At 67.4% G+C, this 12968-nt stretch carries 12 protein-coding genes; 6 read left to right on the top strand and 6 right to left on the bottom strand.

What is annotated here, in order from left to right:
* The first annotated feature begins 78 nt into the window (after positions 1–78).
* The 4 genes from ABDW31_RS04760 (at position 79) to holA (ending at position 4888) form a co-directional block, all read left to right on the top strand.
* Complete coding sequence (locus ABDW31_RS04760) at positions 79–591, top strand: DUF3576 domain-containing protein (protein WP_184715017.1); 513 nt, start codon at positions 79–81, stop codon at positions 589–591.
* Between the two features lie 134 nt (positions 592–725).
* Positions 726–3311 (top strand): leucine--tRNA ligase, encoded by a 2586-nt coding sequence (leuS, locus tag ABDW31_RS04765; protein ID WP_343698402.1) that lies wholly within the window; start codon positions 726–728, stop codon positions 3309–3311.
* 17 nt (positions 3312–3328) lie between these two features.
* Positions 3329–3829 carry an LPS assembly lipoprotein LptE gene (lptE, locus tag ABDW31_RS04770; RefSeq protein ID WP_184715022.1) on the top strand — a complete coding sequence of 167 codons (501 nt, stop codon included), beginning with the start codon at positions 3329–3331 and terminating at the stop codon, positions 3827–3829.
* 6 nt (positions 3830–3835) lie between these two features.
* On the top strand, positions 3836–4888 hold the full coding sequence (gene holA, locus ABDW31_RS04775; RefSeq protein ID WP_184715024.1) for a DNA polymerase III subunit delta: 1053 nt from the start codon (positions 3836–3838) through the stop codon (positions 4886–4888).
* A 208-nt stretch (positions 4889–5096) separates the two neighbouring features.
* On the opposite strand, the gene ABDW31_RS04780 is transcribed toward holA, so the two are convergent.
* The 6 genes from ABDW31_RS04780 to ABDW31_RS04805 form a co-directional block, all read right to left on the bottom strand.
* Complete coding sequence (locus tag ABDW31_RS04780) at positions 5097–6011, bottom strand: ParB/RepB/Spo0J family partition protein (protein ID WP_172267058.1); 915 nt, start codon at positions 6009–6011, stop codon at positions 5097–5099.
* 44 nt (positions 6012–6055) lie between these two features.
* A complete protein-coding gene (locus ABDW31_RS04785) occupies positions 6056–6859 on the bottom strand; it encodes a ParA family protein (RefSeq protein WP_184715026.1) in 804 nt (267 codons plus the stop codon).
* Positions 6849–7508, bottom strand: a complete 660-nt coding sequence (rsmG, locus tag ABDW31_RS04790; protein ID WP_343698440.1) for a 16S rRNA (guanine(527)-N(7))-methyltransferase RsmG — start codon at positions 7506–7508, stop codon at positions 6849–6851. Before rsmG ends, ABDW31_RS04785 begins: the two co-directional genes overlap by 11 nt.
* Before the next feature lie 4 nt (positions 7509–7512).
* A complete protein-coding gene (gene mnmG, locus ABDW31_RS04795) occupies positions 7513–9369 on the bottom strand; it encodes a tRNA uridine-5-carboxymethylaminomethyl(34) synthesis enzyme MnmG (protein ID WP_343698403.1) in 1857 nt (618 codons plus the stop codon).
* 168 nt (positions 9370–9537) lie between these two features.
* Positions 9538–10908, bottom strand: a complete 1371-nt coding sequence (gene mnmE, locus ABDW31_RS04800) for a tRNA uridine-5-carboxymethylaminomethyl(34) synthesis GTPase MnmE (RefSeq protein ID WP_343698441.1) — start codon at positions 10906–10908, stop codon at positions 9538–9540.
* Positions 10883–11125 (bottom strand): DUF6489 family protein, encoded by a 243-nt coding sequence (locus tag ABDW31_RS04805; RefSeq protein WP_184715028.1) that lies wholly within the window; start codon positions 11123–11125, stop codon positions 10883–10885. The genes mnmE and ABDW31_RS04805 overlap by 26 nt, the downstream gene beginning before the upstream one ends.
* Before the next feature lie 140 nt (positions 11126–11265).
* Here ABDW31_RS04805 and ABDW31_RS04810 point away from each other — a divergent pair, with 140 nt between their 5' ends.
* On the top strand, positions 11266–11961 hold the full coding sequence (locus ABDW31_RS04810) for a dienelactone hydrolase family protein (protein ID WP_184715030.1): 696 nt from the start codon (positions 11266–11268) through the stop codon (positions 11959–11961).
* Positions 11961–12926, top strand: a complete 966-nt coding sequence (locus tag ABDW31_RS04815; RefSeq protein ID WP_343698404.1) for a quinone oxidoreductase — start codon at positions 11961–11963, stop codon at positions 12924–12926. Before ABDW31_RS04810 ends, ABDW31_RS04815 begins: the two co-directional genes overlap by 1 nt.
* The last annotated feature ends 42 nt before the right edge of the window (positions 12927–12968 follow it).

The raw sequence follows: 12968 nt of genomic DNA on the forward strand, positions 1-12968 counted from the left end.
AGGCGACGCAGCCATGCTATAGACCGGCTCCCGGCCGCGGGGGCGCGCCAGGAATGCGTGAACCGCGCCGGCGAGACATTGGAGCGAGGTACTATGGCGTTTGAGCGTGGGTCTGTGATGCGCGGCGTCGCCGCGGGCGTCCTGGCTCTGTCGGTGCTGGGCGTTGCGGCTTGCGGCGGCAACCCCAAGTCGTTCTCCGCCGAAGGCGAGAAGAAGGGCGGCTTCCTGGGTATCGGCGGCAAGACGGTCGCGGCTCCCGAAGCGTCGATCGGCGTCAACGGCTACCTGTGGCGCGCCAGCCTCGACACCCTGTCCTTCATGCCGCTGGCCTCGGCCGACCCGTACGGCGGCGTGATCGTCACCGACTGGTACATCAATCCAGAGACCCCGGCCGAACGCTTCAAGGCCACGGTCTACATTCTCGACACCCGCCTGCGCGCCGACGGCCTGAACGTCACGGTGTTCAAGCAGTCCAAGGACATCAACGGCGCCTGGGTCGACACCGAGGTCACGCCGCAGACGGCCACCGACATCGAGAACGCGATCCTGACCCGCGCCCGTCAGCTTCGTTTGTCGAACATCAAGGGCTAAGGCCCCCAGGGTCTCCGCCTTCGCGGCGGAGACCCTGATTTCCTATTTCTCTGCGCGCTCCGGCCGCGAAACCGCTTAACTTGACGCGGCCGCGCTCCCTGGAGCGCTTTTCCGCATCCAAGACCTGGTTTCCGATGGCCCGTTACAATCCCAAAGACACCGAGCCCAAATGGCGTGACGCCTGGGCCAAGGCCGACGTCTTCAAGACCGGCGAGATCAACGACGGCCGTCCGAAATACTACGTGCTCGAGATGTTCCCGTATCCGTCGGGCCGCATCCACATGGGCCACGTGCGCAACTACGCCATGGGCGACGTCGTGGCCCGCTACAAGCGTGCCCAGGGCTTCAACGTCCTGCACCCGATGGGCTGGGACGCGTTTGGCATGCCGGCCGAGAACGCCGCCATGGAGCGCGGCGTCCACCCCAAGGGCTGGACCTACGACAACATCGCCGCCATGCGTGAGCAGCTGAAGGCCCTGGGCCTGTCGGTCGACTGGGCGCGCGAGTTCGCCACCTGCGACCCGGAATACTATGGCAAGCAGCAGGCCTGGTTCCTCCGCCTGCTGAAGCGCGGCCTGGTCTATCGCAAGGAAGCCTCGGTCAACTGGGACCCGGTCGACATGACCGTCCTGGCCAATGAGCAGGTCATCGACGGCAAGGGCTGGCGCTCGGGCGCGACGGTCGAGAAGCGCAAGCTGACCCAGTGGTTCCTGCGCATCACCGACTACGCCGACGCCCTCATCGACGGCCTGAAGACCCTGGACCGCTGGCCCGACAAGGTTCGCCTGATGCAGGAGAACTGGATCGGCCGCTCCAAGGGCCTGCGCTTCAAGTTCAAGTTCGAGGGCGACGCCCCCGACGGCATGGCCGACGGGCTGGAGGTCTACACCACACGTCCCGACACCCTGTTCGGCGCCAGCTTCGTCGGCATCGCGCCCGAGCATCCGCTGGCCGAGCGCCTGGGCATCGAGAACCCCGACGTCCAGCAGTTCATCGCCGACTGCCGCAAGGGTGGCACCTCGGAAGCCGAGATCGAGAGCGCCGAGAAGCTGGGCTACGACACCGGCCTGCGCGTGCAGCACCCGCTGGACCCGTCGATCACCCTGCCCGTCTGGATCGCCAACTTCATCCTGATGGACTACGGCACCGGCGCGATCTTCGCCTGTCCGGCCCACGACCAGCGCGACCTGGACTTCGCCCGCAAGTACGACCTGCCGGTGAAGCCCGTCGTCCTGCCGAACGGCGAGGATCCGGCTACGTTCGAAGTCGGCAAGGAGGCCTATGTCGGCCCCGGCAAGATCTTCAATTCCGAGTTCCTGGACGGCATGGACGTCGAGACCGCCAAGGCCGAGGCCGTGGCGCGCATCGAAGGCGCAGGCCAGGGCCAGGGCGCGACCGTCTATCGCCTGCGCGACTGGGGCATTTCGCGCCAGCGCTACTGGGGCTGCCCGATCCCGGTCATCCACTGCCATGACTGCGGCGTGGTGCCGGTGCCGGAAGACCAGCTGCCGGTCGCCCTGCCCGAGGACGTCACCTTCGACAAGCCGGGCAACCCGCTGCTACGTCACCCGACCTGGCGCCACACCACCTGCCCGTCGTGCGGCGCCCGCGCCGAGCGCGAGACCGACACGCTCGACACCTTCATCGACAGCAGCTGGTACTTCGCCCGCTTCGCCGACACGCAAGCCGACGAGCCGGTGGGCAAGGACGCGGCCGACCACTGGATGCCGGTCGACCAGTATATCGGCGGCGTCGAGCACGCGATCCTGCACCTGCTGTACGCGCGCTTCATCACCCGCGCCCTGAAGGACGAGGGCCTGCTGTCGGTCGAGGAGCCGTTCGCGGGCCTCTTCACGCAAGGCATGGTCACTCACGAGGCCTACAAGAACGAGGCCGGCGAGTGGGTCGAGCCGGCGGACGTCGAGATCGTCGCCGACGGCAACAAGCGCACGGCCAAGCACGCCAAGACCGGGGCCCCGATCATCATCGGCGACATCGAGAAGATGTCGAAGTCCAAGAAGAACGTCGTCGCGCCCGAGGACATCTTCGAGGCCTATGGCGTCGACAGCGCGCGCCTGTTCGTGATGTCCGACAGCCCGCCCGAGCGTGACGTCCAGTGGACCAACTCGGGCGTCGAAGGCAGCTGGCGCTTCACGCACCGTCTGTGGAACGAGTTCGACGGCCAGCCGGCCGGCGACTTCGCCCATGACGACAGCGACGAAGCCGCCGTGGCCCTGCGCAAGTCGGCCCACAAGCTGATCGGCTACGTCACCGACAGCATCGAGGGCTTCCGCTTCAACAGCGGCGTGGCGCGCCTGTACGAGTTCCTGAACGTCCTGAAGGCCGCCCCGGCCGAAGGCGCATCGGAAGCCGTGCTGGCCGCCCGCAATGAGGCGCTGAACATCCTGGCCCGCCTGGTCGCCCCGTTCACGCCCCACCTGGCCGAAGAGGCCTGGGCCAAGCTGGGCGGCGAAGGCATGGTCGTCGACGCCCCCTGGCCCAAGGCCGATCCGGCCCTGGCCGCGGACGACGAGCGCGTGCTGCCGATCCAGATCAACGGCAAGCGTCGCGGCGAGGTGAAGGTGAAAGCCGGCGCCCCCGACGACGAGGTCCAGAAAATCGCGCTGGCGGATGCCAACGTCATGGCTCACCTTGAAGGCCTCACGGTCCGCAAGGTGATCGTGGTGAAGGACCGCATCATCAACATCGTGGCCAACTGAGCCCCCGAGCGAGATTCATGAAACGCTTCCTGGCGGTCTGCGCCCTCTCGCTCTCGACCCTGACGCTCTCGGCCTGCGCCGGCTTCACGCCGCTGTACGGCCGCCCCGGCGTCGAGGGCGGGCTCTCCAGCATCCAGCCGATCGCGTCCGAAGGGCGTGGCGGCTATCTGCTGCGCGAGAAGTTGGACGACGCCCTGGCCTATCGCCAGGGCACGCAGGCCAGCTATCGGCTGACCTATGCGATCAACGAGCAGCGCTTCGCCCGCGGCGTTCGCCTGGACAACAACGCTAACCGCTACGAGCTGCGGATGGCCGTGACCTGGCAGCTGGCCGACGCCACGACCGCCGCCGAGGTCCACAAGGGCTATACGGAAGTGTCGGTGACCTACGACTCGGCCGACCAGCCCTATGCCGCCATTGCGGCCCAGAACGACGGCCAGGAGCGCGCTGCGGCCGAAGTGGCTCGCAAGATCCAGCTGGAGCTCGCCACCTGGCTGGCGGGCCGTAAACCGGCCTAATCAGCGATGATCCTGTCCAAGCGTCCGGACGTCGAGCGCTTCCTGCGGGAGCCGACCCCGGACATCCGGGCCGTGGTGCTGTACGGCAAGGACCGGGGCGTGGTGCGGGATCGCGCCAACGCCCTGGCCAAGCGCGTCGTCGAACGCCCGGACGATCCCTTCGACACCGCCCAGCTGACCGACGGTGACTTGGACGCCGACCCGGCCAAGCTGGAGGACGAACTGTCGGCCATGTCGCTGATGGGCGGCCGCCGCCTAGTGCGGCTGCGCCTGAACGGCGAGAAGGCCGGTCCCGACAAGCAGGCGGCCGAAGCCCTGACCCGCCACGTCGAGGGCCTTCTGAACCCTGACGCCTTCTTCCTGGTCGAGGCCGGGGCCCTGGGCCGCGACTCCCAGCTGCGCAAGGTCGGCGAGAAGGCCAACGGCTGCGCCGTCATCCCCTGCTATGAGGATGAAGCGGGCGACCTGGCCCGCATGACCCGCGACCTGTTGGCCAACGACAAGGTCAGCCTCAACGCCGAGGCCCTGGATCTCTTCGTCTCGCGCCTGCCCAAGGAGCGCGGCGTCGCCCGGGCCGAGATCGAGCGCCTGGCGCTGTATCTGGGCCCCAACAGCGGCATCAACGCCACCGCCGCCGATCTGACCGACTTCCTGGGCGTCGAGCCCGAGGCCTCGCTCAGCGACGCCGCCGCCGACGCCTTCGGCGGAAAGGTCGGCCTGGCCCAGGCGGCCCTGCGCCGCGCCGCCGCCGAGGGCGAAGGCGGTCCGGCCGCGGTCCGGGCCATGGGCTATTATCTGGGCCGTCTGCGCCGGGTGCTGACCCTGCACAAGAACGGCGTCGACCTGCAGGCGGCCGCCAAGGCCTCGGGCGTCTTCTGGAAACAGGAGCGCGAGTTCCTGCGTCAAGCCCGCGCCTGGAACCTGGAAGCGATCCTCGACATTCAGGGCGAGATCCTGACCGCCGACCGCGCCTGCAAGACCTCCGGCTCACCGGATCAACTAATCGCCGAACGCCTGGCGCTGATGATCGCGGGTCGCGCGCGCCGGCTGGGCCTTTAGGGCCGAAAACAGAGCCTTTGCGCCGCTGTGGACGCTTGTCGAGAAAGCGTTACGGCACAAGGGTTTGGAGTCTGATCGGACTCGAACCGCCCTCCTCTCACGAAAACGGCGCCTCCCGGAGTACGGAAAGGCGCCGCTTGGTGCGTCACAGAGGCAATTTTGGAAGGCCCAAAAATCCGGTCACTCGCACCCTTTTAGGTGCGATCGATCAGACCCCTCGCGTCAACCGGTTGCAGAGATCGTCCAGCTGCTCGAGCGTTGCATAGGTGATGGTCAGGGTCCCGGTCGCGCCGCGATGATCGATCGAGACGTCCAGGCCCAGCACCGACGACAAGTCGGCTTCCAGCGCCTGGGTGTCGGTGTCCTTGACCTTGGCCGGACGGCCGCCCTTGCTCTTGGCCGGCTTCACGCCCGGCGCCTTGCGGGCCAGGGCCTCGGTCTCGCGGACGGACAGACCGCCCTCGATAATCTGCTTGGCCAGGGCCACCGGGTCGGACGCCGCGGCGATGGCGCGGGCGTGACCGGCCGACAGCTCGCCGCTGACCAGGTACGACTGAACCTCGTCCGGTAGGGCCAGCAGGCGCAGCGTGTTGGCGACGTGGCTGCGGCTCTTGCCGATGGTCTGGGCGATGTTCTCCTGGGTGCGCTCGAACTTCTCCATCAGCGCCTTGTAGGACAGCGCCTCTTCCAGGACGTTCAGGTCGGCGCGCTGGACGTTCTCGATGATGCCGATTTCCAGCACCGCCAGGTCGTCCAGCTCGCGCACCATGATCGGCACGGCTCGCAGGCCAGCCCGCTGGGCCGCACGCCAGCGGCGTTCGCCGGCGACGATCTGGTATTCCCCGGGGGTGTCCGGCGACGGCCGCACCAGGATCGGCTGCAGGACGCCCTTCTCGCGGATCGAGTTGGACAGGTCCTCCAGGTCCTCTTCGCGGAAGGTCCGGCGCGGCTGGTCCGGGTTGCGCTTCAGGAGCTCGATCGGCGCTTCGCTGGAGCCGGCGGCGCGTTCGCCCGGCGCCTGAGCCGGCGCGGCGTCGACCTCGCCCAGCAAGGCGGACAGACCCCGACCCAGACCACGACGCCCTTCGGAACTACCGGGCTCTGCCATTGCGACGGACTCCATCTTCTTCTCAGTCAAACTACGGTTCGGTATGGCCAAGCTCGCGGTTAGGCCGCTTTCGCCTGGCGGTCGCGCTCGCGGCTGATCACCTCGCGGGCCAGCTTCAGATAGGCCTGGCTGCCGGCGCATTTCAGATCGTACAGCAGCACGGGCTTGCCGAACGACGGGGCCTCCGAGACGCGGACATTCCGCGGGATGACCGCGTCATAGACCTTGTCTCCGAAGTGCTCGCGCACGTCCTTGGCCACTTGCTCGGACAGGCTGTTGCGGCGGTCATACATGGTCAGCACCACGCCCTGGATCTCCAGGCGCGGGTTCAGGCTGCCACGGACACGCTCGATGGTGCGCATCAGTTGGGTCAGACCTTCCAGGGCGAAGAACTCGCACTGCAGCGGCACGAACACCGCGTCGGCGGCGGTCATGGCGTTGACCGTCAGCACGTTCAGCGACGGCGGGCAGTCAATCAGCACATAAGTGTAGGGGCCGTTGACGCGAATGGCCTCCAGGGCGTCGCGCAGGCGGTACGAGCGGCGGGCAGTCTGGCCCAGTTCGATCTCGATGCCCGAGAGATCCGCGTCGGCCGGGATCACGTCCAGGCCTGGCAGTTCGCTCTTCACCGCCGCGTCGACCACGGGCGACTCGCCCATCAGCACGTCATAGAGCGTGGTGCGGCGCTGGGTGCGGCCGATACCAAGCCCCGTGGAACAGTTTCCCTGCGGATCGGAGTCGATCAGCAGCACGCGCTCGCCGCAGGCGGCCAGGGCTGTGCCCAGGTTGATGGCGGTCGTGGTCTTGCCCACCCCGCCCTTCTGGTTGGCGATGGCGAGGACGCGGAGAGGATTAGCGGACACGGGAAAGCCTCTTCACTTGAACGATGCGACCCCGGGGGTCGCTCTGACTGGTGCGCAGGTCACTGTCGAACTTCCAGGCCTTCTTGGCCTCGATCAGCTCGGCTGCGACATCCTGTCCCTTCAGGAACAGGCCGGTCGCGCCACGGCGCATATAGGGCTCGGCGAAGCCGAACAGCTTGGTCATCGGCGCGCAGGCCCGCGCGGTGACGATGTCGACGTCCAGCTTCAGCGCTTCGGCGCGGGCATTGTGGATCTGGACCGGCAGGTCGAGGTCCTTGGCGACGACCTCCAGGAACCGGCAGCGCTTGGCCATCGACTCGACCAGGTGGACGCCGGCGTCCTCCCTGCCCTTCAGCAGAATGGCCAGCACGACGCCGGGCAGACCCGCGCCAGCGCCCAGGTCGGCCCAGCTCAGAGCGCCCGGCGCCAGCGGCAGCAGCTGCGAGCTGTCCAGGGCGTGACGGGTCCAGTAGGTGGCGATGGTCAGCGGACCGACCAGATTCATGACCTCGTTCCACTCGGCCAGCAGCTCCTGGAAGCGCGTCAGGTCCGCCATCTGGGCGTCGGTCGCGCTGGTCAGGGCCTGGTAGCCCGCGGCGTCGAGGACCTGGGGTTCAGCGGCAGTGGTTTCGCTTATCGTTTCCGGCATGGCGTCAGGCTGCACGGCTGCGTCGCACGTGGGCCAGCAGCGCGGTCAGCGCCCCGGGGGTCACGCCCTCGATGCGGGCCGCCTGGCCCAGGGTCAGCGGACGGACGCGCTGCAGTTTTTCACGGACCTCGTTCGACAGGCTGCCGATGTCGGCATAGTCGAGGTCGGCCGGCAGGCGCAGATCCTCGTCCTTGCGCAGCGACTCGGCGTCGGCGCGCTGGCGGTCGAGATAGCCGGCATAGGCCGCCTCGATCTCGATCTGCTCGCGAACGTCACTGTTCCACGTGAAAACATCGGGCCAGATCCGGCCGAGGTCGTCCAGAGTCACATCGGGATAGGCGAGCATGGCGAACAGGTCGCGGCGCACGCCATCGCTGTTGACCTTGAAGCCGGCCTTCACCGCCTCGTTCGGGGTCAGAGTCACAGACCGGGCGAAGATCCGGGCCGCTTCCAGCCGCGCCTTCTTCTCGGCCCAGGCCTCGGCGCGGGCCTCGCCGACGACGCCCAGGGCGACGCCGCGATCGGTCAGGCGCTGGTCTGCGTTATCAGCGCGCAGAGTCAGGCGGAACTCGGCCCGGCTGGTGAACATGCGATAGGGTTCGGTAACGCCACGGGTGACGAGGTCGTCGATCATTACGCCGATATAGGCTTCGTCGCGGGCGAAGACGGCCGGGTCCCTGCCCTGCACGGCCAACGCCGCGTTCAGCCCGGCCATCAGGCCCTGGGCTCCCGCCTCCTCGTAGCCCGTGGTGCCGTTGATCTGTCCGGCCAGATACAGGCCCGGCAGCCGCTTGGTCTCCAGCGTGGCGTAGAGCTCGCGCGGATCGACATAGTCATATTCGATCGCATAGCCGTAACGGACGACCTCGACCTTCTCCAGACCGGGGATCGTGCGCAGGAACAGCAGTTGGGTCTCTTCGGAGACCGACGTGGAAATGCCGTTCGGATAGACCGTTGTGTCGTCCAGGCCTTCCGGCTCCAGGAAGATCTGGTGGCTGGTCTTGTCGGCGAAGCGAACGACCTTGTCCTCGATCGACGGGCAATAGCGCGGACCGACACCCGTGGCGCGGCCGCTATAGACCAGCGACTCGCCGATGCGTTCGGCGATGATCCGATGGGTCTCTTCGGTGGTGAAGGTGACGCCACAGGCGATCTGCGGCACGTCGATCTTGTCGTTCAGATACGAGAACGGGACCGGGACCTCGTCGGCCGCCTGCATTTCCAGCTGGTCCCAAGCGATCGTCGATCCGTCCAGGCGCGCTGGCGTGCCGGTCTTCAGACGGCCCATCTGGAAGCCCAGGCCGTAGAGGCGATCCGACAGGCCGATGGCCGGCTGGTCGCCGACGCGTCCGGCGGGGATGCGATCGTCGCCGCGATGGATAACGCCCTTCAGGAAAGTGCCGGTCGTCAGGATGACACGTGGAGCTCGGTAGAACCGCCCTTCCCCGTCGATCGCGCCGGCGACCTTACCGTCCTCGACGATCAGGTCCTCAGCGGCGGCGGCGATGATGTCGAGGTTGGCCGTGGCGTACAGCTCGGCCTGCATCGCCTCGCGATAGAGCTTGCGGTCGATCTGGGCGCGCGGGCCACGAACGGCCGGGCCCTTCGAGCGGTTCAGCATCCGGAACTGGATGCCGGCCTTATCGGCCATGCGGCCCATGACGCCGTCCAGGGCGTCGATCTCGCGCACCAGGTGCCCCTTGCCCAGGCCGCCGATGGCCGGGTTGCAGGACATCTCGCCGATGGTTTCCAGCTTGTGGGTCAGCAGCAGGGTGCGCACGCCCGCGCGCGCCGACGCAGCGGCCGCCTCGCAGCCGGCGTGACCGCCGCCGATGACAATGACATCCCAAGTGTTGGACAAAGAACTCGCCTCAATGCGAACGCCCCCGAACGAGCGGGGGCGTTGGACTCGTCATATACGCCAATCAGGCGAATGGGTCGATCTGACTCGCCGGCGTTTCACGTGAAACACCCCCATCACAGCTGTGAGCGCGCTGTGGATAATATAGGGGATGTTTCTCGTGGAGCATCACTTGCCGATGCAGAAGGTCGAAAAGACGCGGCCTAGCACGTCCTCGGGGTCGACCCGGCCAGTGATCTTCTCCAGCGCCCTGGCGGCCAGACGGACATCCTCGGCGGCCAACTCGACTTCCAGCCCGATATCGGAAAGCGCCCGGGCGAGATACCCACGGGCTTCCTTCAGGCGCTCTGCGTGGCGCAGACGGGTCGCGGCTGGGAACTCCGCGCCGGACAGGGCGTCGGCGACATAGTCGCCCAGAACGGTGCGTAGCTCATCGACGGCCTCGCCTGAACGTGCCGACAAACGAGCGACCTTCAGCCCCTCTCCTGCCCAGCGCGCCTCGGCGGCCGTCAACTCGGAAGCCTCGGCGATGTCGGCCTTGTTGAGAATCAGCCAGTCGCCGGCCCGAACGGTCTCTTCAAGCTTCACTGTATGTTTCACGTGAAACCCATCAGCCACCCAAAGCCTTAGGTCAGCTTCCTCAGCCCAGGCCCGCGCCCGGCGGACACCTTCGGCCTCAATGGCGTCGGCGGTTTCGCGGATCCCGGCCGTGTCGGCGACCAGTACCTTATAACCGCTCAGCACCAACGGAACCTCGATGACGTCACGGGTCGTACCGGGCGTGTCAGTGACGATGGCCGCGTCGCGCTCGACCAGGCCGTTCAGCAAGGTGCTCTTGCCGGCATTAGGCGCGCCGACCAGAGCGATGCGGAAGCCGTCGCGCACCCGGCGTCCCCGGGAAACATCGGCCAGGGCCGCGTCGAGTTCGCCGCTCAGAATGCGCAGCGCCGGACGGGCCCGCTCGGCCACCTCCTCCGGCAAGTCCTCGTCCGGGAAGTCGACGGCGGCCTCCAGCATGGCCAGGGACTGGACCAGTAGATCTCGCCAGCGGTCGTACCGATCGCTCAGCGCGCCGCCCAGCTGACCCAGCGCCTGTCGTCGCTGGCCCTCCGTCTCGGCGTCGATCAGGTCAGCCACGCCCTCGGCCTGGGCCAGATCCAGCTTGCCGTTCTCGAAGGCGCGGCGGGTGAATTCACCGGGCTCGGCCAGGCGCAGGCCCAGGTCGCTCAACGCCGACAGTAGCGCCTCGACCACGGCCCGGCCGCCGTGCACGTGAAACTCCGCGCTGTCCTCGCCGGTATAGCTGGCGGGTCCCTGGAAGCGCAGCACCAGCGCCTCGTCCAGTTCGACGCCCTGGTGACGCAGCTTGCGCACGGCCGCCATCCGCGGCGCCGGGGCCTTTCCGCATAGAGCCTCGACGATCGACGAGGTCGCCGGACCCGAGACGCGCACCACGGCCACCGCCGCTCGCCCGGCCGCCGTAGCCAGGGCGAAGATCGTATCGGTCATGCGGTCAGGGCTTCCCGGCGGCCGCGCCAGCAGCGGCGGTCATCAGCTTGCGGAACTGCTCCTGGGCCCCAGCCCCGAACGCCATCCAGTTCTTCATCAGCTCCTCGGGGGCCAGCATCGCCATGTTGGCGTCCATGCGATTCTGCATCTCCTTGACGAGATGGTCGTTCAGGGCGCTGACGTCCGGCAGGCCCAGAAAGGCCCGCGCCTCGACCGGCGTACAGTCGATCTCGATGGTCATCTTCATGAGGTGGTTCCCTTCGGGCAGGGCACTATATTGTGACGGGCCTGGCCTCGCGGCGCAGGTTAGAGCGCTTTGGTCGAAAGTCACATCGACCCTGAACAGCGGCCCCCCAAGAAGCGACAACGGAATAGACGGAGTTCCCGATGAGCGAGACCCTCACCATCACCACGCCCGACGGCGACTTCTCGGCCTATGTCGCCCGGCCCCAGGCGCAGAGCGCTCCAGCCATCGTCGTGATCCAGGAGATCTTCGGCGTCAACAAGGTCATGCGCGACATCTGTGACGGCCTGGCGGCCCAGGGTTATGTCGCCATCTGCCCCGACCTGTTCTGGCGGATCGAGCCCGGCATCGACATCACCGACCAATCGGAAGCCGAGTGGAAGCGGGCCTTCGAGCTGTTCAATGCGTTCGACGTGGACGCCGGCGTCTCGGACATTGGGGCGACCATTGCCGCGGCTCGCGAGCTGGACGGGGTCAACGGCAAGATCGGCGCGGTCGGCTATTGCCTCGGCGGCCTACTGGCCTTCCTGACCGCCACGCGCACCGACGTCGACGCTTCGGTCTCCTACTATGGCGTCGGGCTGGAGAAGCACGTCGGCGAGGCCGAGAAGCTGACTAAGCCGCTGCTGATGCACATCGCCGAGAAGGATCAGTTCGTGCCGCCGGAAGCGCGCCAGGTCATCCTGGCCGCCCTGAAGGATCACCCGCAGATCGAGATCCATCTCTATGAAGGCCGCGACCATGCCTTCGCGCGAGAAGGCGGCGCGCACTATGACGCGTCCGATGCGGCCAAGGCCAACGGCCGCAGCCTGACCTTCTTCCAAAAGGCCCTCGCCTGATGCTCGCCATCCAAGCCATCCGTACCGGTGGCCCGGAGGTCCTTGAGGCCGCCGACCTGCCCCTGCCCTCGCCCGCCGCCGGCCAGATCCTTGTCCGTCACCAGGCCGTGGGTCTGAACTATATCGACACCTATCACCGGTCCGGCCTCTACCCAATCAAGACGCCATGCGTGATCGGGCTGGAAGCGGCGGGTGTGGTCGAGGCGGTCGGCGACGGCGTCACCCGGTTCCAGATCGGCGACCGCGTCGCCTATAACGGGACCATGGGCGCCTATGCCGAGGCGGCTGTCGTCCCGGCCGATCGCGCGGTGAAGGTGCCGGACGACGTCAGCCTGGAGGTCGCCGCCGCGGCTCTACTGAAAGGCATGACGGCGGAGTTTCTGATCCGCCGATGTTTTCACGTGAAACTTGGCCATACCGTTTTGGTCCATGCGGCCGCCGGCGGCGTCGGCCAAATCCTGGTGCAATGGTGCAAAGCCGAGGGTGCGACCGTCATCGCCACGGTCGGCTCGAACGCCAAGGCCGCCATCGCCCGTGAGCTAGGGGCCGATCACGTCATCGACTACAGCCACGAAGACGTCGCCGCGCGCGTCGCGGAGATCACCGGCGGCCAGGGCGTGGCCGTTGTCTATGACGGCGTCGGCAAGGACACGTTCGAGGCCAGCCTCAAGAGCCTGGGCCGTCGCGGCGTGCTGGCCACCTTCGGCAACGCCTCCGGTCCGGTACCGCCATTCGCGCCTCTGGAGCTGTCGGCCAAGTCGGCCTACGTCACCCGTCCGCGCCTTTTCGACTACATCGTCACGACCGAGGAACTGGACGAGAGCGCCGCGGCGCTGTTCGAGGTCATCGGCTCGGGCGCGGTGAAGATCGACATCGGACAGACCTTCCCTCTCGCCGAAGCGCGCGCCGCCCACGAGGCTCTGGAAGGCCGCAAGACCAACGGGTCCACCCTGCTGATCCCGTAGGACCGAACGCGGTACGGCCAACAAAAAAGGCGCCGGGTAGAA

This window comes from Caulobacter sp., assembly GCF_039596335.1.
Taxonomy (GTDB): domain Bacteria; phylum Pseudomonadota; class Alphaproteobacteria; order Caulobacterales; family Caulobacteraceae; genus Caulobacter.

What these genes read in the sequence shown, in the direction of transcription:
- leuS (WP_343698402.1), top strand. Translation starts at nt 726, where the DNA reads ATGGCCCGTTACAATCCCAAAGACACCGAGCCCAAATGGCGTGACGCC.
- lptE (WP_184715022.1), top strand. Translation starts at nt 3,329, where the DNA reads ATGAAACGCTTCCTGGCGGTCTGCGCCCTCTCGCTCTCGACCCTGACG.
- holA (WP_184715024.1), top strand. Translation starts at nt 3,836, where the DNA reads ATGATCCTGTCCAAGCGTCCGGACGTCGAGCGCTTCCTGCGGGAGCCG.
- ABDW31_RS04780 (WP_172267058.1), bottom strand. Translation starts at nt 6,011, where the DNA reads ATGGAGTCCGTCGCAATGGCAGAGCCCGGTAGTTCCGAAGGGCGTCGT.
- rsmG (WP_343698440.1), bottom strand. Translation starts at nt 7,508, where the DNA reads ATGCCGGAAACGATAAGCGAAACCACTGCCGCTGAACCCCAGGTCCTC.
- ABDW31_RS04805 (WP_184715028.1), bottom strand. Translation starts at nt 11,125, where the DNA reads ATGAAGATGACCATCGAGATCGACTGTACGCCGGTCGAGGCGCGGGCC.
- ABDW31_RS04810 (WP_184715030.1), top strand. Translation starts at nt 11,266, where the DNA reads ATGAGCGAGACCCTCACCATCACCACGCCCGACGGCGACTTCTCGGCC.
- ABDW31_RS04815 (WP_343698404.1), top strand. Translation starts at nt 11,961, where the DNA reads ATGCTCGCCATCCAAGCCATCCGTACCGGTGGCCCGGAGGTCCTTGAG.